The organism is Nocardia mexicana NBRC 108244 (genome assembly GCF_001613165.1).
Classification (GTDB): domain Bacteria; phylum Actinomycetota; class Actinomycetes; order Mycobacteriales; family Mycobacteriaceae; genus Nocardia; species Nocardia mexicana.
This window is the reverse complement of the sequence record NZ_BDBV01000024.1, coordinates 124393-147084: the sequence shown is the minus strand read 5'-3', so window position 1 is coordinate 147084 and position 22692 is coordinate 124393. Positions and strand designations below refer to the sequence as shown.

Below are 22692 nucleotides of genomic sequence, written 5' to 3'. Positions count from 1 at the left end.
GTTCGAAACGACATCGGCGCCGGTCGTGGCGTGAGAGGAGCGCAATGGCCACCACGCCCCGGCAGCGGGACCGGGTGCTGGCGCTGGTTCGCGATTCCCTGGAGCCGCTGGACGCACCGGTGATCGCGGAGGCGCTCGGCATCCACATCACCACCGCGCGGTTCCATCTCAACACGCTGATCGACGAGGGCTTGGTCGAGGGCACGTGGCTGCCGTCGGCGACGGTCGGGCGGCCGCGGAAGGGATACGTCGTGGTCGGTGCCGACCCGACCGCCCCGCTGCTCGACGCGCTGCTGGCACAACTGGGCGACACCGACGCGGATCGCCGCGCGAAAGCCGCTGCGGCAGGTCGCGTCTGGGCCGATACCCTCACCGGCATCGGCGCCCGCGGGGACGACCTGCCGGATCCGGTCACCGTGGTCGCCGCGACACTCACCCGGCTCGGGTTCCAGGTCTCGTCGACCGTGTCGAGTTTCGGCACACACGAGATCCAGGTGTGCAACTGCCCGCTGCGCCGCATCGCGCGCAATGCGCCGGAGATCGTGATCGGCATCCAGCAGGGCCTGATCGAACGTGTCCTGGAACGGTATTCGCCGGCGCTGGCGTCTCAGTACGGCGTCGAGGTCCGGCCCGACACCTCCGGCGATTGCGGAGTCACACTGCGCCTGACCAGTCGGTCGCACGCGACTCCCGCCGTGGGCTGAATACACCACACGCCACACCTCGCCTCCTGCTTCGTACAGCCCCGGTCGGCCTTCGCCGCCCGGGGCATCGAGCTATTTAAATGAGTCTTGACCGACTCGTTAGGTTAGGCTAACTTGCTAACTCCAGCTGGTACTTTACCCGCAATCGCGGGTGTTCGGTCAAATCACTCGAAGGGTTAAAAAGATGAACAACCTCAAGACCCTCGCCTGCGCCGTGCTGGCCGCCGCCGGTCTCGCCGTGGCGATGACGAGCACGCAGGCGGCGACCGCGTCGGCCGACTCCGGCGACTTCCTCATCACCCGCGAGGTGCCCACCCTGGACGACCTCAACGCCCAGGTCCGGTTCCTGGTGGAGACACCCGCGTCCGACGAGGCCAAGGCCGCGAACCTGGAGGGCGGCATGAACGCCGTCGTCGTCCCCCGCACCGTCTACAACCTCGGCCTGTTCCGCGCGCCGAAGGGATGGAACGAGGTCACCGGCCCGGAGACCCACAACGGCAACGAGCACACCGCGACCCTGCACAGCAACTCCACGGGCAGGCCCGGCATCGTCATGAAGGTGACCTGGAAGCGCGTCGACGGCGCCTGGAAGATGGCCAACAGCTCGCTGTGCGAGGGCGTGAAGGTCGTGGGGCTGGCGATCCCCTGCACCTTCTGACCGGCGGCGGGCGCGATGATCGAGATACGAAACCTCGTCCTGCGATACCCCGGCGTGACCGTCCTGGAGGCGCCCGAGCTGACCGTCGCCGACGGGGCCCTGACTTATCTCCTCGGGCTCAACGGGACCGGCAAGACCACGCTGCTGCGCTGCGTCTGCGGCATCATCGCGCCCGCCTCCGGCACCGTCCGCGTCGACGGCGCCCTCGTGCGCGCACGCCGTACCACTCCTCCGTCTCTGGGAATGCACTTGAACTACCAGGCATTCGACCCGCGCCACACCGCCCGCCGGCACCTGCGCTGGATCGCTCGCGCCCGCGGGCTACCGGTCGGCCGCGTTCGCGAAGTCCTCGCCGCCGTCGATCTCACCGAGGTCGCCGACCGACGACTGGACCGCTATTCGCTCGGCATGCTGCAACGCGTCGGCATCGCCGCCGCGCTGCTGTCCCGCCCGCAGACCCTCCTGCTCGACGAGCCTCTCAACGGCCTGGATATCGCGGGCATTCTCTGGATGCGCGGCCTGCTGCGCCGCCTCGCGGACGCGGGCACCTGCGTCGTGGTGACCACCCACCTTCTGGACGAGGTCGAACGCAACGCCGACCGCGTCGTCATCGTGGGCGGCGGCCGCATCCTCGGTGACCACGCGCTGCCGGATCTGATGCGCAACCTCGCACCCGGCGAATCCACACTCGAGGACGCCTATCTCCGAATCGCCGGTGTGCCGGCGCAATCCGCGATCGGAGCGACTGTATGAAACTCGGCGGCAACCTGACCCGGATCCGCCGCGGCATCGGCGCCGAGATGACCCGCACCTCCGGACGCAGCTTCCTGTGGACCGCCGCCGTCCCCCTGACATTCGGCCTGCCCATGCTGGTCACCTTCGGAATCGCCGCCGTCGCAGAACGATTCGCCACCATCCCCGGCCAGCTGGCTGTCACCGCGGTCACCACCACCAACTCCGTCTACTGGGTGATCACCCTGTCCGTCTCGGTCATGACCGTCACGGCCGCGTACGCCCATGCCGGCCAATGGCGCGGCCACACACACGATCTCAGCGCCTTCCTGTTCCCCCGGGCCGGGACGGCCGCGCTGGCCCGCTGGATCTACTACGGCGCCATCGCGGCGTTCTCCACCGCCGCACTGTCCGCCATCGTCATGATCACGCTGCCGCACCTGTTCCCGCACGTGTACGGATCGGTGGACGTCACCGACGCCGCGGGACTGCGATTCCTGTGGACCATCCCGATCTACGCGTTCGCGGCCTGCGGCATCGGAATCGCCGTCGGCGCGCTGATCCGGAGCCCCGCGGCCGCGGTCGCCGTACTGCTTTTCTGGATATACGTCGCCGAGAACTCGATCAGCCTGCTCCCCAACGGCTACGCGCTGCAGGCCTACGCCCCCTTCCTCAACGCCGTCGCCGCCACCGGCCAGGAGATCGCCTTCCTCCCCCGATTCGGCCGCACCGGATCCCTGCTCTACTTCCTGATCGTTGCCATCGCCCTGTTCGCCACCGCAGCGCTCGCCCCCACCGTCGTCGCCCACCTTGCGAATACGCGACGCACGACCATAGCGGCACGGCGAACCCACCGCGGAAGCCGTGCACCTCACCGTGTGTGATCTCTAAGACGAGGCGGTGCCGGATCAGCCGTGGGCGACGCTGTCTTTCCCGGAGTGCCGCACCACGATCATGGGGCATTCCACCGAGTGCAGCAGTGCGGTGCTGGTGGAGCCGAGCAGCATTCCGGCGAAGCCGCCGCGGCCGTGACTGCCGACGACCGTCAGCTGGGCGTTCTCGGATTCCTGCAGCAGGGAGCGAACCGGCCTGTCGCGCACCAGGATTCGGCGCACCGGGACGTCCGGGTAGCGTTCGGCGTAGCCCGCCAGGCTCTCGGCCAGCACGGCGTCCTCGGTGTCGTGAATCGCGTCCCAGCCGAGGATCGACGGGTCCAGTCCGGCGCTGACATCGCTCCAGGCATGCAGCGCCACCAGACCTACCTTGCGCCTCGACGCCTCCTCGAACGCGATCTCGAGCGCGGGCAGGCTGTTCTCGCTGCCGTCCACCCCGACCAGTACGGGCTTGTCGGCCGATACCGAGTCCGTCGCGGACGACGAATGCACGACCGCCACCGGGCAGTGCGCGTGACGGGTGACCGCCGTGCTGACCGATCCCAGCAGGCCCCGCTGGAAGGCTCCCAGTCCGCGGCTCCCGACCGCGAGCATCCTGGCCCGCCGGGACCGCTCGATCAGGTGCGGAATGATCGGCTCGGTGGTCACCTCCGTCGTGATCACCGGTGATTCCCCGGGTGCGGCGAGTCGTGCGAGACGCCGTGCCTCCGTCAGCATTCGCTCGGCATCGGTGTGCAGCCAGCGCAGCGTGTCATCGCTCAGCACCGGCACCGGCCCGAACCCGAGCGGCAAGGATGCGGACGTGACCAGATGAAGCCCGCAGCCGTGCAGGGCGGCGTCGGCAGCGGCCCAGGCCGCCGCGTGGTAGGACACCGCCGAGCCGTCGACCGCCGCGACCACCGCCGGATTCGATTCGGTCCCCTGTGTATTCGGGTCTGTCATCGCGCACTCCTCATGTTTCGAGTCGTCATGTTTCGAGTCGTCACTGTTTGTCCTGTCCGATCGGGCGGCTGACCTCGCGCCACTCCCGCGCCCAGACCACATCGTGGCGGCGGCCGGACACCCAAGCCGTCAACCAGAGCGCCGCGGCGGTGGCGGCCCAGATCTCGACGAGAATGCCCAGACCCAGACCGATCCCCCGCCATGCCGCCGAACTCGCGGGCGACGGCGGATCGACCCGGCTCCCGTCCCGTGCGAGCCACACCGAAACCGGGTCACCGACCCGCGCGGAGCGGTCCACTTCCGTGGTCGCCACGCCGGACCTACCATCCCGGATCCATTCCACCCGGGCATGAAATCGCTCGTCGTACGGTCCGTTGCCGCGCGATCTCGTCACCTGCACCGGATCATCGATCACCCGCGCCGTCACCGGGACCTTCCCGGCATTCTCCGCGCGGACCTCGACGGCGGCCGAGCCGTATCGGGCGGTGCCGACGGCACCGCACAGCGGGACGGCGGCCAGCACCACGACGACGGCCAGGATCCGGATCACACCCTCCAGCCGATCCGAAGGACGCAGCAGCGGACTACGCGACCACGGCGCGGTCCGCCAGATCCGCTGCACGGCCACAGGGGTTTCGGCCATCACGCGCACCTCCTACTGCTCCGGCCGCAGCACGACGTCGTCGACCGGGCGACGCGGAGTTCGCGGTACCTCGTCGGAGCTGGTTGCGGCCCAGCCGATCCGAACGATGAGCTGCGGAAACCCACTGTCGCCGAGGATGTCTGTGCGAATGCGCCTGCGAACGTCGGGCACCTCGAGCGGCTCGGTCAGCGGACAACTGGCGAGCCCGAGGGCGGTCGCGGTCAACAGCACCGCGCTGGTGGCCTCGCCCGCCCGCAGCCGCGATATCCGGTCGTCACCGGAGGTGCTCAACAGCAACATCCGGTCCGCCGCGGCCGCATCGCGGTAGACCGCCTGTGGCAGACCGGGGTTCGAGAACGGCCGGACGGTGGCAACGTCGGCCGACACCGCGCTGCGCGCGGGCACCCCTTCGGCCGATGCGTGCCGGCCGCTCCATTGCGCGAGTTCGGCGCCGTAGGAGAAGTCGCGCGCATGGTCCCATGCCGCCCGCTCGAAGGCCCGCAGGAGTTGCACGCGCGCGGCGCCCGCGTCGACGTCGTACACCAGGACGCCGTTGGCCGCACCCGCGGCCGTGATCGCCGCGAGGTACGCCTCCGGCACCTCCCACGAGGTGTAGCGGCGCCGGTCCGTCCGGCGCCGGGTGATCGCGCGAACCGCCCGCACCGCGTCGGGTGTCGGCGTGCTCGAATGGAATTCGACCGCCGCGAGATGATCCGGATCGGCCGGATTCGGCAGCCGGTGCACCACCGTCTCCCACCCGAGCCCGCGTGCCGCGACCCGCAGATGATGCAGTGCCGCCCCGCAACTCAATACCAGGTCGCGCTGATCGGGATCCGTGTGCGGCAGGTGGCGGCCGGTGTCGGCGTACAGGTGGACGGTGCCGTCGCCGATTCGCCACAGCCACGGCTGGCTGTTGTGCACCGACGGGGCACGCACTGCCAAAGCCAGTGCGGAACACAGCGTCTCACGATCGGGATGCGCGTTCGACATGTCCCGCTCCTTTCCGGATTCGACGGCCGCGGCCGACACCCGGCCAGCGGTACCGTCCGGGTTGAACCCCGTACCCGATTCAGCCTCGCGCCGGGCGCATCGCACCGGGACGGCCGAAGGTCACCGACCGGCGGGCCGTCTGACAACGATCAACGAGCCGGGTACGCGGGTGGGTGCTCGAGTCCCTCGTGTGCGGGACTTTCGGCCGCATCACCGTTCGCCGCGGATTCCTAGCGTGGGAACCGACTCCGATGACATCGGACCGCGACAGCGAAAGGAATCCGCGATGACCCACGAGTACGGCAGCGATCCGCACCATCTGGCGTCCGCGCCCGTCGTGGTCGGGGTCGACGGATCCGCGGCGGCGGACTCGGCACTGACCTGGGCTGCCGAGGTGGCCCTCGAGCGCGGCCGCGAGCTGCGGATCGTGCACGGACTGGATCTCAACGGCATGCGCGACGTGTTCGGCCGCTACGACGTGTGGGTGCCACCGGTCCTCGACGGTGTCCGGGCACAGGGTGCGGTGCTGGTCGAACGCGCGCAGCGCCGGGCGCTGGAGACGGCCCCCGGTGCCCGCGTGACGACCGAGGTATCCGACGACGGCCCGGCCGAGGTCCTGATGCGATACAGCGCCACCGCATACCTCGTGGCGCTCGGCGCCTCCGGCACCAACAGCCTGCTGGCCCATGTGGGTTCGATACTGCTGTCGGTCACCAGCCATGCCGAGGGGCCGATCGTGGTCGTGCGGACGGATCCGGACGCCGACCACCGCGCACGCGCCGACGGCCCGGTCGTCGTCGGCGTCGACGGCAGCCCTGTCAGTGAGTCCGCCCTCGCCGCGGCCTTCGAAGAGGCGTCCCAGCGCGGTGCCGAACTGGTGGCGCTGCATGCGTGGAACGACCTCACCATCGGTCAGTTCGCCGGAGACCCCTACCTGTTGTTCCCGGTCAACGAGATCGAGACCGACGAGCGGCTGGCACTCGCGGAGCGGCTGGCCGGTTGGCAGGACAAGTATCCCGACGTCGAGGTTCGGCGCGAAGTATGCCTGGCCGCACCCGCGGCCGAACTGCTCCGCTGGTCGAAGTCGGCGCAACTGATCGTCGTGGGCAGTCGCGGCCGCGGTGGTTTTCGCAGCCTGCTACTCGGATCCACGTCGAACGCGCTGGTCCAGCATGCGCACTGCCCCGTCATGGTCGTCCACCCGGCGAAGTAGGGAGTCACGAGATGACGGACGTACTGCCTCGGACAGGAATCGAGAACCCGGCCGCAATCGCCGATCTGGATGCGTGGTGGCGAGCGGCGAACTACCTCTCGGTCGGGCAGATCTACCTGCTGGACAACCCGATACTGTCCGAACCCCTTGCGCCGCACCATATCAAGCCGCGACTGGTCGGCCACTGGGGCAGCGTCCCGGGCATCACACTCACCTACGCTCACCTCAACCGGGCGATTACCCGCACGCGCCGGTCGGCGTTGTTCGTCTGCGGTCCCGGGCACGGCGCGGCGGGACTCAACGCCGCGGCGTGGCTCGAGGGGACCTACAGTGAACGCCACCCCGCGGTCGCACAGGATCTCGCGGGCATGCGAGAACTGTTCCGGCAGTTCTCCTTTCCCGGCGGGGTGCCCAGCCACGCATCACCCCACCTGCCCGGCTCGATCCACGAGGGCGGCGAGCTCGGATACTCGCTGGCGCACGCGACCGGCGCCGCGCTGGACAATCCGGATCTGGTGGTGGCGTGCATGATCGGTGACGGCGAGGCCGAGACCGGTGCCCTGGCCACCAGCTGGCACGCACCCGCCTTTCTCGATCCGGTCACCGACGGAACCGTCCTGCCGATCCTGCATCTCAACGGCTACAAAATCGCCAATCCCGCTCTCCTGGCCCGGATTCCGAGTGAAGACCTCGATTCGCTGTTGATCGGGCACGGCTGGGAGCCGCGGTATGTCCGGGGCAGCGAGCCCATGGAGGTGCACGAGCGCTACTGCCAGGTCCTCGACGAGGTCTTCGACCGTATCGCCGAAATCCGCGACGATGCCCGCAGACGCACCGGGCCCGGCAACGCGCGGCTGCCGATGATCGTGCTGTCCACCCCGAAGGGCTGGACCGGCCCGCCGAGCGTCGACGGGGTGCCGGTGGAAGGTACGCACCGCGCCCATCAGGTGCCGCTGCCCGCCGTCCGTGAGAATCCGGAACATCTTGCGCTGCTGGAACGCTGGATGCGGTCGTACCGGCCGGACGAGCTGTTCGAACCGGGCGGTGCGCCGGTATCACGCATCCGGTTGTCCGCTCCCCCGGACGACCTGCGCATGAGCGCGAATCCCGTGGCGCACGGACGTGCCCAGGTCGATCTGCGCTTGCCCGCGACCGCCGAGCACGCCCTGCCGGTACCCCGCCCGGCCGAGTTCACGGCGGAGGCGACCCGGGTGCTGGGTGCCTACCTGCGGGACGCGTTGCGTGCCAATCCCCGTGACCTGCTGTTCTTTTCACCCGACGAGCACACTTCCAACAGGCTGGACGCGGTACTGGAGGTGACCGGCCGCCGCTGGCACGCCGCCCGGCTACCGGGCGATGACCGTTTGGCGCCGGACGGCCGGGTCTTCGAGGTGTTGTCGGAGCATCTGTGCCAAGGCTGGCTCGAGGGCTACACCCTCACCGGCCGCCACGGCGTCTTCTCCACCTACGAGGCATTCGCGCACGTCGTGGACTCGATGGTGGTGCAGCACGCCAAGTGGCTGCACATGGCCGCCGACTATCGGTGGCGCGAACCGGTTCCCAGCCTGAACTACCTGATCACGTCGCACGTGTGGCGGCAGGATCACAACGGTGCCTCACATCAGGATCCGGGTTTCATCGACCACGTGCTCAGCAAGCGCCCGGAGGTGGCGCGCGTCTATCTCCCGCCGGACGCCAACTGCCTGCTCCAGGTGTTCGATCACTGCCTGCGCAGCCGCGGCCACGTGAATGTCGTTGTGGCAGGAAAACAACCGGCACTGCAGTATCTTCGCGAAGCGGAGGCGAGACGGCACTGCGCGCAGGGATTGGGCGTATGGTCCTGGGCCAGTTCGGATGTCGGCGGCAATACCGACGTGGTGCTCGCGTGCGCGGGTGACGTGCCCACCCAGGAGACCGTGGCAGCAGCGGAACTGTTGCGGACGTTGGTGCCCGACTTGGCCGTTCGCGTCGTCAACGTCGTCGATCTGGCTCGCCTGTTTCCCGCCGACCGGCACCCGCACGGCATCTCCGATGACACCTACACCGACATCTTCACCCCGTTCGGTCCGGTGATCTTCGCCTTCCACGGCTACCCCTGGCTCATCCATCAGCTCACCTACCGCAGGCCCGGCCACGACCGCCTGCACGTCCGCGGATTCCACGACCGCGGGACCACCACCACGCCGTTTCAGATGTGCGCCCTCAACGGCATCGACCGCTACCACCTCGCCCTCGCCGCCCTCGAGCAGGTGCCGCGACTGGACAATCGCATGGGCCATCTGCGCGAACACCTGCTCGGACTGCTCGATCAGGCCCACGACCACGCCTGCCGGTTCGGCGAGGACCCACCGGAGATCACCGACTGGACCTGGACGGGACGGGCCCTCGCATGACTACCGGCAGGCTGACTTCCGGCGCGATCGGCGGCGCGACCTTCCTGGCCGGACTCGCCTTCGGATATCGGCTCTTCGCCCGCACCCGATGCCTCACCTGGGGCGCAACCGGGGAGGAAATAGCGCGAGTGATGCCCGGCGACGACCTGCTGCCCGATACCGACATCCTGGCCACCCGGGCGATCACGGTTGCGGCGGGCCCGGAGGCGATCTGGCCGTGGCTGGTCCAGTTCGGCCCGGGACGCGGCGGCGCCTACAGCTACGACTGGATCGACCGTCTGCTGGGCCTGGACATGCACAGCGCCGATACGATCCTGCCGCAGTTCCAGCACATTGCCGTCGGCGACGGTTTCGCGCTCGGCGCGAGCGGGCCTCGCATGCAGGTGGTGCACGTCGACCCCGAACGCGCCCTGGTGTTCCGATCGGACGATCACAACTGGGTCTGGTCGTTCGGCCTGTACCCCTTCCCGGGTGGCACGCGACTGGTCAGCCGCAACCGCATCGCCACTCCAGGCGCATCATGGATGGCTCGGCTGTTCAACCTGTTCCTGCTCGAACCCGGCAGCCTGGTGATGGAACGAAAGATGTTGCGCGGACTCGAGAAACGAGCCGCACGCAGCTCGGTCGAAGCTCCATCGATGAACCCCGAGCGCACGGCGAGGTGATTCGGTTCTTCGTCACTCCGGATCGACCGGTAGCCATACCGTGTGGCCCGTGGCGAGCCGGGCGATGCCACCCCGGCATTCGATCTCGATCGGTAGCGCGCCGTCGGCGTCCGAGCTGACCTCGACGGCGGTCGTATCGATTCGCACGGTCAGGCGATGACTGCGGTAGATGATCGGGAACACCAGTGTTCCCAGTGTCTTCGGCCAGCGGGGCGCGAATATCAGCCGGTCGCCGCGGATCTCCAGCCCGGTGAAGCAGCGCTGCACCAGGTCGATGCTGCCCGCCATCGCCCCGAGATGGATCCCCTCGGCCGTGGTGCCGCCCTGAATGTCGGCGATATCGGATTCCAGCACGTTGCCGAAGAACTCCAGGGCCCGATCGCGATTCGCGCGGGCCAGCACCCAGGCGTGCACGACGGCACTGAGTGTGGAGCCGTGTGACGTTCGGGCGAGATAGTAATCCACGGTGCGCTGGACCATGTCACCCGGCAGCTCATATCCGGCCCGCCCCAGTAGTTCTCGCAGTTCGTCTACCGACAGCAGATAGAACAGCATGAGGACGTCGGCCTGTTTGGCGACCCGGTAGCGGTTGACATCGTCGCCCTCGGCCTCGAGGATCCGGTCCAGCCGCTGGATATCGCCGTAGCGGCCGCGGTAGTGCGCCCAATCCAGTTCCGCCAGTTCGTCATAGCGGGCGAACTGGCTGAGGACGCCGTCGTGGAACGGTACGAAGATGCGGTCGGCGATCTCCGCCCAGCGCGTCGTCTCCGACGGCGCGACACCCAGCGTGTCCAGCAGTTCGGCCCGAACTCGCGGCGCGAGGACCTGCAGGCCCGCCACGGCGTGCCGCAGGGTCCACGCCGCCATGATGTTGGTGTAGGCGTTGTCGTCGACGCCGCCGTAGGGTGCGCCCGGATAGCCGGAATGGAATTCGTCCGGGCCGATGACACCCCGGATGTGATATCGGTCGTCGGCTGGATCGTATTCGGCTGAGCCGGAACAGAATCGGGCGATCTCCACGAGGAGTTCGGCTCCGTATTCGGCGAGGAACTCGCCGTCGCGGGTCGCCTGGTAGTACTGCCACACGTTGTAGGCCAGCGCCAGTCCGCCGTGCCGGGCCCGAGCGCTCGGATCCGGATTCCAGTGCCCCGAACGGGGATTCAGGTGCAGCTGCTGGCTCTCCTCGCGCCCGTCGCCACCCGACTGCCACGGGAACAGCGCGCCTGCGCACCCGATCCGCCGCGCGGCCCGGCGGGCCTCGGGCAGGCGGCGGTGGCGGTAGCGCAGCAGCGCCCGGGACAGCTCGGGAAAACGCAGATTGAGCACGGGGAATACGAACAGCTCGTCCCAGAAGACGTGGCCGCGGTACGCCTCGCCGTGCAGCCCCCGCGCCGGGACGCCCGCATCGAGGTCGCTGGTGTGCGGCGACAAGGTCTGCACCAGGTGCAGCAGATGCAGCCGCAACACGCGCAGGGCGTGATCGCTGCCCTGCAGATCGATGGACAACCGCGACCACAGTCGGTCCCAGGCACGGGTGTGGGCGGTGCGGAGCTCCTCGAAATCGCCGAGGTCGTCCAGCAGCCGCTCGGCCGACTCGTCGGGCGCTGATACGGCATGGTCACGGCCGGTGAACAGCACGGCGGTCTTCTCCACCTCGACCGGCTCCCCCGCCGTCACCTCGAGGTCGATGTCGTGCCCGAACGATCCCTGGCTGTCGACGAGTTCGGATGCCGCAACGGCTTTCTCGCCGCCCTGTCGGACGACGGTGCGCGCGGCGGTGGCGATCGGAATCCGTGATCGGCTGGTCTGTACCAGGACCACCACCGCGTCGGATCCGACCGGCCTGGCCGTAATCGGCGTCAGGTGGTGGTCGGACAGGCCGCGATAGCGGTCGACAAGCGAGTTCCGTACGGCCGCGTCGATCGTGGACCGGACCGTCAGCCGACCCGACCAGTTCTCGGCCACGATCGTCGTCCGCAGCGCGCAGGCATGTGGCTCGTGCATCGCGGCGAACCGGTCCTGCGTGATCGAGGTGAGCCGACCGGCCGCGTCGCGGTATCGCAGCGTCCGGCTGAGTACCGCCCGGCGGAGATCGAGCTGCTGCCGATAGTCCAGCAGCTCGGCGGCATCGAGGTCGAACCAGTCGCCGTCGGCGAGACGCCATGTCACCGGCAGCCAGTTCGGCACGTTCACCAGGCTCTCGTTGTCGATGGTCCGCCCGGCGACCGCATCGGTCAGCCGGTTGTAAACGCCCGCGAGGTAGGTGCCCGGATAGTGCCGCGCACCGGCTCGCGATTCGGGGGCGGCGCCGCGCGTGGCCAGGTAGCCGTTGCCGACGGTGCACAGGGCCTCACGCTTCTTCTCCGCGGCCGGGTCGTAGCCGTCGTAGGTGACGAGCCAGGGTATCGAGCCGCATTCGCACGACAGCCGATCCGCCAACCGGCTCAGGAGCTCGTGCACGCGGACCGGGCCGTCGACCGCGAAGTGTGCGGCGGTGCGGCGATCGCCGTTCTCGTTGTGCCGCACCACGATCGCCAGTCCCGCGGCGGCGACGGCATCGAAGGCGTCCTCGTCGGTCAGGTCGTCGCCCACGTATATCGGCACGGCCGGGTCGCCGAGGCGTTCCATGATCCATTGCACGGCACGGCCTTTGTCCCACTCCACATCCGGTCGCAACTCGGTGACCTTGCGCCCGGTCGTCACGCGCAGCCCTTCCTGCCGTGCGATGTCGTGCACGGCGCTCACCACTCCCGGCACCGCCTCGGCGAGCACGTTGCGGTGGTGCACGGCGACGGCGAACCGCTTGTGCTCCACCAGCACGCCCGGGACGGCTCGTAGCCGTCCGTCGAGTTCCGTTGCGGCACGGGCCAATGCCTGCTCCGCGCTGGGCCCGGCGTCATGGGTATGACGGCTGCCGTCGGGGGCCACGAGTTCGAAGCCGTGGCTGCCCGCGTACCAGAGTCCCGGAACACCCACCCGGGTGCGCACATCGTCGAGATCACGGCCGCTCAGGATGGCGACCGGGCACTGCTCGGCGAGGCGGGCCAGGATCGCACCGACGCCGCCCGCCGGTACCGCCGCGCTCGGATCGGCCACGATGTCGACCAGTGTCCCGTCGAAATCCAGGAGTACAGCGGTCTTCTCGGATTCGAGCCGGTCCTCGACGGCGAGCCAGGATGTCAGCGCGTCCGGCACTTCCGACATGCGCCGGAATCCGGCGAGCACAGCCACGTCGGCGAGATCACCGACCACCACATCCGCGCCACCCGCACGGAGCCGCCGGCCGTGACCGACGCGATCGACACCGATCACCAGTCCGAATCCGCCCCGGTGTCCGGCGGCGACCCCCGCCTCGGCGTCCTCGACCACCACGGTCCGTTCCGGATCGGCGCCGAGCCGCCGTGCCGCCTCCGCCAGCATCGCCGGGTCCGGTTTGCCGGGCAGCCCCAATTCGTCCGCGACGATCCCGTCGACACGCACCGGGAACAGGTCGGCGGCCCCGGCCGCTGTCAGCACCTCGGCGCAGTGGCGGCTCGCCGAGAAGATCGCGACACCGAGACCGGCGGCGCGCAGTTGCCGCACCAGTGCGACGGTGGAGGCGAACACGGGCACGCCCGTCCGGGCGATATGCGCGAGAAACAGCTCGTCCTTCCGGTTGCCCAGACCGCACACGGTCAGCGTGCCCGGGGCATCCGTCGGCTCTCCGTGTGGTAGCGAGATCGCCCGCGAGGCAAGGAAATCCGCGACCCCGTCGTATCGCGGTTTGCCGTCGACGAACCGCTGGTAGTCGGCGGCGGTGAACGGCGAGTGGTCTTCGGCCGCGCTCGGCGCGCGCTGGGCCAGGAAGGCGTCGAACAGCTCGGTCCAGGCGGCGGCGTGGATCGACGCGCTGTCGGTCACCACCCCGTCCAGGTCGAAGATCACCGCATCGTGGCGGCGAGTGTCGATCAACGGGCCTGCCGGATGCGTCGGTATCACAACAACCAGCCTGAACCCGGCCCACCGCCGCGGACAAGGGCCGCAAGTCCCGCCAAGCGCCGGTCGGAGCGCCGCCGCGGCCGTTCGACAGGTGCCGACCGGCAGTGCCGAACGGGACCAACGACACCTCCCCTCTGCGCGCGCCGCTCGTAGCGTGAACGGCATGAACACCGTGCCCACCGGGAACATCGTCGAGAAGGCCGTCCTGCTCGCCGGGCGTGCTCCGTCGCTGCACAACAGCCAGCCGTGGCGATGGGTATTCGACGGCGACTCGCTACAGCTGTTCTCGGTACGCGAGCGCATGCTCCCGGCCACCGACACCTCCGGCCGGGAAATGATCGTCAGCTGCGGTATCGCACTCGACCATCTGCACGCCGCCCTCGCCGCGAGCGGTTGGCGCACCTTCATCAGGCGCTTCCCGGATCCGAACCGGCGCGACCATCTGGCCACGGTTCGATTCGGGCGCGCCAGCATCGTCACCGGCGGCGACCGCGACCGCGCCGACGCCATCGTTCGCCGCTACACCGACCGGCTTCCCTTCGCCGCACCGGAAGGCTGGGACGAATTCGAGACCGTGCTGCGCACCACCTTCGATCCGGCCGACGCCGCGCTGGACGTGCTCGGCGACGACGCCCGGCCCGCCCTGGCCCGGGCCTCCGAGCTCAGCGCGGCACTGCGTCGCTACGATTCCAGCTATCACGCCGAATTGCAGTGGTGGACAGGGCATGTCGTCGGATCCACCGGGGTTCCCCGCGAAGCGCTGATCACGCGGGAGGAACGGGAACAGGTCGGCATCGGCCGCACGATGCCCCTCGGCACCGCCGCGCCGCGCCGACCTCGGCCGGCTGCCGACCGGTCCACGATCCTCGTGCTGTCCACCGATGGCGACACGTCCGAGGACTGGCTGCGGTGCGGCGAGGTCGTATCGCGGGTGCTGCTGGAATGCACGCTTGCCGGATACGCCACCTGCCCGCTCACACATCTCACCGAGGTGCCCCGCGCCCGGGCCGTCGTCAGCCAGCTCACCGGCCGAAAGATGGTGCCGCAGGTACTGATTCGCGTGGGCACCGCCCCCGCCCGCGAGGAGCCCGCACCGACGCCGCGCCTGCCTCTCGCCGACATTCTCCGGACGGCCGGAGCGCCCTCGTGAGCTGACGCGGGCGACCGCGGCGCGTCACCGGTGCGGATCGACGCGGAAGACCGGATAGTCCGCCGCGATGCGTTCGAAGTCCGCCGGTGCGGCGTCGCGGCCCACCGGGATGTGCGGTCTCGCACCGGGAGCCACCTGCACGTAGTGCCACAGAATCGGCGCGCGATACGCCGGATCCACCTCGGTCAGCCGCACCGTTTCCCGGCGGCCGCGCCGAAGTACGGCCAGGCCGCCCGCAGCGCGCAGATTCCGGACCCAGTTCGTCTGCTCGCCGAGCATCGAGACGACGTAGCGGTGTCCTTCGAACTCCGTCAGCACGATGGGGAACCAGATGACGCGGCCGCTACGGCGACCCCGGATGCCGAGAGCCGCGACGCGATGCGGCAGCACGCCGAGCGCGAACACCATCGCCGAGGCCCGATTCTGCACTCTCGCAAACAGATTCGGCCTACCACCGCGATACAGCCAGCGCAGATAGTCGGCATACCATCGCATGATCGTCTCCGATCGTACCGAGAACTGGTATCGATCCTGATCGTTTCCGGACGGGCATGCAAGCGCACGGGATGGGTAGGGCGAGAACAGCGGACGCCGGATGACCTCCGGCGCTGCCGAAAGGACATTCGGCATCTCTGCGGCCCCGACCCCGATCTGTGTACTGGTGATATGTCGTCCGACGAACCCTTCGCCCTACTCCACGAGACCCACTCGGCGCTGGTGCTGCTGTGCGGCGACCGCGCGTACAAGATGAAGAAGCCGGTCGTCACCGACTTCCTCGATTTCGGCACCCTCGCGCGCCGTGAGGACGCGTGCGCGCGGGAACTGGAGCTGAACCGACGGCTGTCGCCCGACGTCTATCTCGGTGTGGGGCGCCTGACGGATCCCACCGGCGGACCCGGCGAGCCGGTGCTGGTCATGCGGCGCATGCCCGACGCGGCGCGGCTGTCGGCGGTGCTCGCCGATCCGGACACGACCGGCGACACACTGTCGTCCCTGGTACGGATGCTCGCGCGGTTCCACGACGGCGCCGATCGCGGCACGGGCGTCGACCGCGCCGCGACGGTGGACGCGCTGCGCGCACGCTGGTCCTCGCTGCTGCACGGGCTGACCGATCCACCGGTCGCGCCCGAGCGGGTACGACGCATGCGTGTGCTGGTGGGTCGTTATCTGGACGGCCGGAAACCGTTGTTCGACAAGCGGATCGCGACCGATCGCATCGTCGACGGGCACGGGGATCTGCACGCCGGTGACATCTTCGCACTGCCCGACGGCTTCCGCGTCCTGGACTGCCTGGACTTCGACGACGAGCTGCGCCACGTCGACCGCCTCGACGACATCGCGTTCCTCGCTATGGATCTGGAGTTCCTGGGTTACTCCGATCTCGCCGACAGACTCGTCGACGAGTATCTCGCCGTCACGGCCGACCCCGCCCCGGTCTCGCTGCGGCACCACTACATCGCCTACCGAGCGGCGGTGCGCGCCAAGGTGAACTGCATCCGGCACCAGCAGGGCGCCGAGGGCGTCGCCGAGCACGCCACCCGGCACGTCGAACTGGCACTGCGGCACCTCGAGGCGGGCAGAATCCGGCTGGCACTCGTCGGGGGTCTCCCCGGCACCGGGAAATCCACCGTGGCGCGCGCACTCGCGGAGCAGACCGGCGCGATCCTGCTGTCCAGCGACCACATTCGCGCGGGTCGCCGGGCGCAGGGCGTGCTGACCGGACCGAGCGGCTCGTACAACAGCGGCGCCTACAGCCCGGCCGCACGGGCCCAGGTGTACGCGGTACTGCGCGCCGAGGCCCAGACCCTGCTGGAAGCCGGTCGCTCCGTCGTCCTGGACGCCGCCTGGACAGACGCCGACGAGCGTCGCCACGCCGCACACACGGCCGCCGACACCAGCGCGGAGCTGATCGAATTATGCTGCACCGCACCACAATCGGTGGCATCGGCCAGGATCGTGGCCAGATCCGGCAGCGAATCCGAGGCATCACCCGCCATCGCGGCCGCCATGGCCGCCGACCAGGCCCCCTGGCCGACGGCCGTCACGCTCGACACCACCCGGCCTCTCGAAGACACCGTCCGAACGGCCGTCCACACCTGGAACCTCGGCATGCCCGCGCCGACCTCCCGGGACCGGCCGCGCGTGCGATCCTGATCGCGCGCACGCGGTATCGCTTCTCTACGTTCGCTTTTCGGCCAGGCGAATACCCGTCACGATTTCGGGCTCGATCGCGATCACGGTGTCCATCACCTTGTCGACCCACGAATGCAGCAGTCCCTCGTAGCGGGCGATCCGGTCGCGATCGGTGACGGGGCGGGCGAATCCGGTCACCACGACCGACCAGCCGACCCGCCGGACCGGGTCGATATCGTCGGCCTCGTAGGCCACCACCACGGGAGAATTGCCCCGGATCGCGGAGGTGAACCGAGCCGTGATCCGGGTCCGCACCACGATGGTGCCGTCGTCGTCGACGAGATGGTTCACCGGGCGGATATCGGGTAGCGCGTTGCGGGTGAACACGACCCGGCCCACCGGGACACCGGCCAGCAGCCGCAGCGACTCGGCCCGATCCAGTTCCAGCAGGACACGTCCGGCTCGGTCGCCGGCGGTGGTGTCGGTCACGGGACCCTACCGTTCGCTCGGCGAGAGGCCGCGCGAACGCGCGGCCACGACCAGGGCGAGGTCGCCGTCGTACCGGCGCAGCAGCAACCGGCCCCGGTGACTGCGTGGTTCGGTGAAGAACACGAACGGTAACCCATAGCGGCACAGGTGATTCGCGGCTTCGCCGTCGGTCAGGCGCAGCGCAGGACTCGGATGCATGGTCAGCGAGCCGGGATCGGCCGCTGTGGGCGGTCGCACCGAGTACTGCCGCGCCAGCCGCACGCCCGCGGGCCCCGCCCAATGCACCACGGCGTCCTCACCGGTCTCGGCATCGACGAAAAGATGTGCGTCGTAATCCATCTCATCCATCACCCGCGCGGCCTCGGCCGGAGAACAGGCACGCAGATCACATTCCTTGCGGCGCACGACAGGACGCCGCTCGCTCACCGAGGCCAGCGGCGGGCGCGCCGGATCGGGCCACACCCGCGACTCGCGCGCGCCCGACGAACGGCCGAGGGACCGGTCGAGACGCTCGGCCGCGAAGGTGGCGGCGAAGTCCGCCGGACCGCTCACCTGAATCCGCATCGGTGTTCCCCGATGACGGGTATTCACTTGAACCAGCAGCACCTTCCGATTGCCCGGCGCGACGGACACCCGCAACCGCGCCTTCTCCTCGATGTCGTGGCGGCGCAGTACCCGGCGGACCTCTCGCCCGATACGAGCGACGGCCGCGGCCCCGCGAACCGGCCCATCGAAGGCTGTCTCGATTTCCGACCCCAGCTCAGCTGTAAGCACTCGACACCGACCCACTTCCTTCATCACCCGAACCCAAGCAATCGCGGTCATCTCATCACCGCGGAAACGGGCGCTGTAGGGCCGAAGGTCCCATGAATTCCCGCTCCGGCCGGGCCATTGCCGTTTCTACGGTCCGGCCGGGAAAGATGACCTTCGTCCATGCTCAGCACCACTTCAACGGACTACGGTGGTGGTATCGCAATTACTACGCGGAATGGAATCCAACCCATGATCAAGGTGTTCCTGGTCGACGACCACGAGATCGTCCGGCGCGGCTTGGCCGATCTGCTGGAGGGCGATCCGGAGCTGACCGTGGTCGGCGAGGCGGGTGACGTCTCGCAGGCCCTGGCCCGGATTCCGGCGATGCGCCCGGACGTGGCCGTGCTCGATGTGCGGCTGCCCGACGGCAACGGCATCGAGCTGTGCCGCGACCTGCTGTCGAAGATGGACGGCCTGCGCTGCCTGATCCTCACCTCCTTCACCGACGAGCAGGCCATGCTCGACGCGATCCTGGCCGGTGCCAGCGGGTATGTCGTGAAGGACGTCAAGGGCATGGAACTGGCCCAGGCCGTCAAGGACGTCGGCGCCGGCCGATCGCTGCTGGTCAACCGGGCCGCGGCCGCGCTGATGGAACAGCTGCGCCGCGGCACCCAGCCGGAAGGCCCCCTGGCGACGCTCACCGAACAGGAACGCAAACTGCTGGACCTGCTCGGCGAGGGCCTGACCAATCGCCAGATCGCCGAGCGCATGTTCCTGGCGGAGAAGACGGTCAAGAACTACGTCTCGCGGCTACTGGCCAAACTGGGCATGGAACGCCGCACCCAGGCCGCGGTGTACGCGTCGAAACTGCACACCGGGCAGTCGCGGCGGGTTTGATACGCCCCGATTCACGTGCCTAGTTTCGAATCGTCGGGGCCCGCGCCGGAATCCCCGGATTCCCGGCGGTAGGCGGCCAACGCCGTCGGAAGGGTGGGAAACAGCAGTTCCGGACTGATCCGGTCGACCAGCCCGGCGGCATCCAGCGCGTCCCGCAGATCCTGTTTCACGCGCGCCAGCGCGAAAGTGATTCCGCGCGCGGTCAATTCGGCCCGCAGCTGCTCGACGGCATCCAGGGCGGTCAGATCGACCTCGACGTTGGCCTCCGCGTTGAGCACGAACCACCGCACGGGCCCCCGCTCCCGCGCGGACAGCTCGACGGCGTCCAGGGCGCGGCGGCGGAAGTCCTCGGCATTGGCGAAGCACAGGGGGGCGTCGTACCGGTAAACCACCAGGCCCGCAACGAGTGTCGCGTTCGGGTAGTCGTCGATATCGTGCATTCCGGCCAGTCCGGGTACGAACCCCTGCACGGCGTCGTGGGCGCGGGCCACGCGCCGCAGCAGATCGAGAATCGACAGGGCCACCGCGACCAGCACACCGTACAGCACTCCCAAGCCGAGCACCGCCGCCGTGGTACCGACGGCGAGCACCAGCTCGCTGCGCCGGAAGCGCGCGATCCGTCGGAACTCCGCCACATCGACCAGCTGGCATGCCGCGTACACCACCAGCGCGCCCAATGCGGCGGCGGGGAATACCGCGAGAACTCCTCGCGCCCCGAGCAATACGGCCAGCACGGCGACCACCGTGACGACCGAATAGAGCTGCGTCCGCGCCCCGGCGATATCCGCGATCGTGGTGCGGCTCCCGCTGCAGCTGACGGGGAAGCCGTGCAGCACTCCGGCGGCCACATTGGTCGCTCCGAGCGCGGCGAGTTCGGTGTTGGCGTCGACGTGGCGGCGGTGACGAGCCGCGAAAGCCCGTGCGGTGAGCGCGTTGTCGGAGAACGCGACGACGGCGATACCCACCGCGGGCAGCACCAGCTGCGTCAGGTCGGACATCGCGACGCCGTCGACACCGGGTTCCGGCAGTCCGGCGGGTATCGACCCGACCACCCGAATTCCGTAGTGCTGCAGCGAGAACAAGGCGACGACCAGCGAGGCGCCCAGCACCGCGAGCAGCGGTCCCGGCGCCCGTGGAATCCATACGGCCAGTGCCAGCAGGCATACCAGCACGGCGGCGGCCACGGTGACGGTCGGCCAGTGCACCTCGGCGATATTCTGCGCGAACGACCGCACCTGCGCGGGAATGGTCTCCCCCGTGACCGGCACGCCGGTCACCCGCTCCAGTTGCCCGGCGATCATGATGCCCGCCGTGCCCGCCAGGTACCCGACCAGGACCGGCTTCGACAGCAGATCGGCCAGCAATCCCAGCCGAGCCACCGCCGCGACCAGGCAGATCGCTCCCACCAGCAGCGCGAGCACCGCCGCCAGCGCGGCGTATCGCCGCGGGTCCCCCATCGCCAGCGGCGCCAGCGTCACAGCGGTCAGCAGTGCCGTCGTCGATTCGGGCCCGACCGACAACTGACGAGAGGTCCCCAGCAGCACATAGACCACCAGCGGCCCCAGGCACGCCCACAGACCGACCACCGGTGGCAGCCCCGCGACCGTCGCGTAGGCCATCACCTGTGGAACCAGGTAGGCGGCCACGGTCACCCCCGCCACCACATCGGGCCGCAACCATGCTCTCCGATAGCCGCGGAACTGCGCGAGGCCCGGGAGCCACCTCACTCGCGCCGGGGCCGACTCGTCACCGGTTCCATTCCGCATAGACGAAGCATCGCGCGCCGGAGCACCGGGCGGCACGGCCGTAGGTCACGATCGGAGCACGCGGGAGTCCCAAGCGGACGCCTACGAAGCGAGCCTGTCGGCCGCGACGTCCTTCTCCACCAGGCGCACGCCGGTGACGAGGGTGGGCTCGATCGCGATGACGGCGTCCATGACCGTATCGGTCCACGGCCGCAGCTCCCGCTCGTATCGGGCGATCCGGTCGGGATCGGTGACCGGTCGAGCCAAGCCGGTCACCACGACCGACCAGCCGATATGACGGACCGGATCGATATCGTCGACCTCGTAGGCGACGACCACCGCGGGGTCGGAGCGCACGGTATCGGTCAGCCGCGAGGTCAGGCGGGTGCGGACGATGATCTCCTCGCCGTCCAGGCAGTGGTTGACCGGCCGGATGGCGGGCAGCGCGTCGCGCGTGAACACGACCCGCCCGAACGGAGCATCGGCCAGCAATCGCATGGCCTCGGCCCGGCCGAGTTGCACCACCGCACGAGGAACCACCGATCCCTCGGACCCGTCGTCGGAATACACCACCGAGACCGGGTCCGCTCCGGCGGAGCCTGATCCGAACGAACCCACGTGACACCCTTTCTCTGATTCGAGGAACCGTCCTGCAACTTCCAACCGCCAATTCCAGCACTCGCCCGGCACCACGCACAGAGAAGAAGGTCACTTGTCCAACTTCTCCCGCGTGATGCCGATTACACCGGCTACGACCTCGGTGGATGCACCACCATCACGGGGCATTCGGCATGCTGCACCAGCGAATTCGACGTCGACCCGAGCAGCGTGCCGAGATACCCGCCGCGGCCACGGCTGCCGACCACGAGCAGTCGCGCCGACCCCGACCATTGCTGCAACGCGCGCACGGGATCGGAAACATACATCCGCCGGGACACCCTGACGTCCGGGAACATCTCCTGCCATCCGGCCAGCCGCTCGGCGAGTACGGCCCGCTGCGTCTCGCCCGCATCCCGCACCGGAACGAGCAGCTCGGACTCGCCCTCGAACCAGCCGAGGTCCAGATCGCTCCAGGCATGCACGGCGACCAGTTCCGCTCCGCGTTCGGACGCCTCCTCGAATGCGGCCGCGAGCGCGGCCTCGCTCACCGGGCTGCCATCGATACCCACGACCACGGGCCCCTGCCGGTGCACCGCGTTTCCCGAGGCCGGGTCGGTGCGCACCACCACCACGGCGCCGTGCCCGTGAGCGGCTACCGTCAGCAATACCGAACCCAGGTGCGACCGGAACTCGCTCGTCCCCTCCGCGCCGAGCACCACCAGATACGCCGTTTCGCTCTCGCGAATCAGGAGCGCCGCCGCGCCGGACTCCGTGGCTTCCGAGGACACCCGGACCCCCGGTGCCGCGGCGCGGACGCGCTGCGCCGCCCGTTCCACCAGTGCCGCCGCGTGTGAGTGCGCCGCGTCGAGCATCGGCGCCACGCGGTCACCGTGCCGATCCCGCACCCGCCGCAGGCCCACCGTGTCGTAGCCGTGCACGATGCGCAGTGCCCGGTCACGACATACGGCGATATCGGCAGCCCAGTCCAGCGCGGTGTCGGCCGCCACCGAACCGTCCACTCCGACAACGACTGCCGCGTCCGCGAGATGATGCACATCGGTTCGCTGGGTTGCCATCGAAACTCCTCTCGCACGCGATAGCGCGAACGCCCGCC

Annotated in this window: 20 protein-coding genes; 10 read left to right on the top strand and 10 right to left on the bottom strand. The window is 69.3% G+C overall.

Going from position 1 to position 22692, the window contains the following annotated elements; all coding sequences use genetic code 11:
• The first annotated feature begins 44 nt into the window (after window positions 1–44).
• The 4 genes from NM1_RS10515 to NM1_RS10500 all read left to right on the top strand — a co-directional run bounded on the left by NM1_RS10515 (window position 45) and on the right by NM1_RS10500 (window position 2978).
• The gene (locus NM1_RS10515; RefSeq protein ID WP_068017343.1) at window positions 45–704 is read left to right on the top strand and encodes a helix-turn-helix transcriptional regulator; all 660 of its coding nucleotides are present in this window, start codon (window positions 45–47) and stop codon (window positions 702–704) included.
• 184 nt (window positions 705–888) lie between these two features.
• Window positions 889–1362: an MTB12 C-terminal domain-containing protein gene (locus NM1_RS10510; RefSeq protein ID WP_068017340.1), complete on the top strand. Its 474-nt coding sequence runs from the start codon at window positions 889–891 to the stop codon at window positions 1360–1362.
• A 15-nt stretch (window positions 1363–1377) separates the two neighbouring features.
• Window positions 1378–2115 (top strand): ABC transporter ATP-binding protein, encoded by a 738-nt coding sequence (locus tag NM1_RS10505; RefSeq protein ID WP_068017338.1) that lies wholly within the window; start codon window positions 1378–1380, stop codon window positions 2113–2115.
• A complete protein-coding gene (locus tag NM1_RS10500) occupies window positions 2112–2978 on the top strand; it encodes a hypothetical protein (RefSeq protein ID WP_068017335.1) in 867 nt (288 codons plus the stop codon). The genes NM1_RS10505 and NM1_RS10500 overlap by 4 nt, the downstream gene beginning before the upstream one ends.
• Window positions 2979–3002: 24 nt before the next feature.
• Here the strand turns inward: NM1_RS10500 and NM1_RS10495 are convergent, their stop codons facing one another.
• Genes NM1_RS10495 through NM1_RS10485 form a run of 3 tightly spaced genes read right to left on the bottom strand, consistent with a single transcriptional unit; the run spans window position 3003 to window position 5562 of the window.
• On the bottom strand, window positions 3003–3929 hold the full coding sequence (locus NM1_RS10495) for a universal stress protein (RefSeq protein WP_068017331.1): 927 nt from the start codon (window positions 3927–3929) through the stop codon (window positions 3003–3005).
• Window positions 3930–3969: 40 nt separating this feature from the next.
• The gene (locus NM1_RS10490; protein ID WP_147288794.1) at window positions 3970–4572 is read right to left on the bottom strand and encodes an Rv1733c family protein; all 603 of its coding nucleotides are present in this window, start codon (window positions 4570–4572) and stop codon (window positions 3970–3972) included.
• Window positions 4573–4584: 12 nt separating this feature from the next.
• Complete coding sequence (locus NM1_RS10485; protein ID WP_068017526.1) at window positions 4585–5562, bottom strand: Acg family FMN-binding oxidoreductase; 978 nt, start codon at window positions 5560–5562, stop codon at window positions 4585–4587.
• A 286-nt stretch (window positions 5563–5848) separates the two neighbouring features.
• On the opposite strand from NM1_RS10485, the gene NM1_RS10480 reads away from it, so the two are divergent.
• From NM1_RS10480 to NM1_RS10470, 3 genes are read left to right on the top strand one after another with little or no spacing between them, the layout of a single operon-like run.
• Window positions 5849–6775: a universal stress protein gene (locus tag NM1_RS10480; protein ID WP_068017524.1), complete on the top strand. Its 927-nt coding sequence runs from the start codon at window positions 5849–5851 to the stop codon at window positions 6773–6775.
• 11 nt (window positions 6776–6786) lie between these two features.
• Window positions 6787–9168, top strand: a complete 2382-nt coding sequence (locus tag NM1_RS10475) for a phosphoketolase family protein (protein ID WP_068017325.1) — start codon at window positions 6787–6789, stop codon at window positions 9166–9168.
• Window positions 9165–9833: a hypothetical protein gene (locus tag NM1_RS10470; protein ID WP_068017320.1), complete on the top strand. Its 669-nt coding sequence runs from the start codon at window positions 9165–9167 to the stop codon at window positions 9831–9833. Before NM1_RS10475 ends, NM1_RS10470 begins: the two co-directional genes overlap by 4 nt.
• 12 nt (window positions 9834–9845) lie before the next feature.
• On the opposite strand, the gene otsB is transcribed toward NM1_RS10470, so the two are convergent.
• A complete protein-coding gene (otsB, locus tag NM1_RS10465) occupies window positions 9846–13784 on the bottom strand; it encodes a trehalose-phosphatase (RefSeq protein ID WP_255286181.1) in 3939 nt (1312 codons plus the stop codon).
• A 190-nt stretch (window positions 13785–13974) separates the two neighbouring features.
• Here otsB and NM1_RS10460 point away from each other — a divergent pair, with 190 nt between their 5' ends.
• Window positions 13975–14961, top strand: coding sequence for an Acg family FMN-binding oxidoreductase (locus tag NM1_RS10460; protein ID WP_068017519.1), 987 nt, complete (start codon window positions 13975–13977; stop codon window positions 14959–14961).
• A 24-nt stretch (window positions 14962–14985) separates the two neighbouring features.
• Here the strand turns inward: NM1_RS10460 and NM1_RS10455 are convergent, their stop codons facing one another.
• On the bottom strand, window positions 14986–15456 hold the full coding sequence (locus tag NM1_RS10455) for a nitroreductase/quinone reductase family protein (RefSeq protein ID WP_068017317.1): 471 nt from the start codon (window positions 15454–15456) through the stop codon (window positions 14986–14988).
• A 171-nt stretch (window positions 15457–15627) separates the two neighbouring features.
• Between NM1_RS10455 and NM1_RS10450 the strand changes: the two genes are divergently transcribed.
• The gene (locus tag NM1_RS10450; protein ID WP_068017313.1) at window positions 15628–17115 is read left to right on the top strand and encodes a bifunctional aminoglycoside phosphotransferase/ATP-binding protein; all 1488 of its coding nucleotides are present in this window, start codon (window positions 15628–15630) and stop codon (window positions 17113–17115) included.
• Between the two features lie 24 nt (window positions 17116–17139).
• On the opposite strand, the gene NM1_RS10445 is transcribed toward NM1_RS10450, so the two are convergent.
• Window positions 17140–17583 (bottom strand): pyridoxamine 5'-phosphate oxidase family protein, encoded by a 444-nt coding sequence (locus NM1_RS10445; protein WP_068017310.1) that lies wholly within the window; start codon window positions 17581–17583, stop codon window positions 17140–17142.
• Window positions 17584–17589: 6 nt separating this feature from the next.
• Window positions 17590–18357 (bottom strand): sigma 54 modulation/S30EA ribosomal C-terminal domain-containing protein, encoded by a 768-nt coding sequence (locus NM1_RS10440; protein WP_169814236.1) that lies wholly within the window; start codon window positions 18355–18357, stop codon window positions 17590–17592.
• 228 nt (window positions 18358–18585) lie between these two features.
• Here NM1_RS10440 and NM1_RS10435 point away from each other — a divergent pair, with 228 nt between their 5' ends.
• Window positions 18586–19233 (top strand): response regulator, encoded by a 648-nt coding sequence (locus tag NM1_RS10435; RefSeq protein WP_068017307.1) that lies wholly within the window; start codon window positions 18586–18588, stop codon window positions 19231–19233.
• Between the two features lie 11 nt (window positions 19234–19244).
• On the opposite strand, the gene NM1_RS10430 is transcribed toward NM1_RS10435, so the two are convergent.
• The 3 genes from NM1_RS10430 to NM1_RS10420 all read right to left on the bottom strand — a co-directional run bounded on the left by NM1_RS10430 (window position 19245) and on the right by NM1_RS10420 (window position 22654).
• Window positions 19245–20999: a SulP family inorganic anion transporter gene (locus NM1_RS10430; protein ID WP_068017304.1), complete on the bottom strand. Its 1755-nt coding sequence runs from the start codon at window positions 20997–20999 to the stop codon at window positions 19245–19247.
• 81 nt (window positions 21000–21080) lie between these two features.
• Window positions 21081–21548, bottom strand: coding sequence for a pyridoxamine 5'-phosphate oxidase family protein (locus tag NM1_RS10425; RefSeq protein ID WP_068017514.1), 468 nt, complete (start codon window positions 21546–21548; stop codon window positions 21081–21083).
• Between the two features lie 179 nt (window positions 21549–21727).
• On the bottom strand, window positions 21728–22654 hold the full coding sequence (locus tag NM1_RS10420; protein ID WP_068017302.1) for a universal stress protein: 927 nt from the start codon (window positions 22652–22654) through the stop codon (window positions 21728–21730).
• Window positions 22655–22692: the final 38 nt, after the last annotated feature.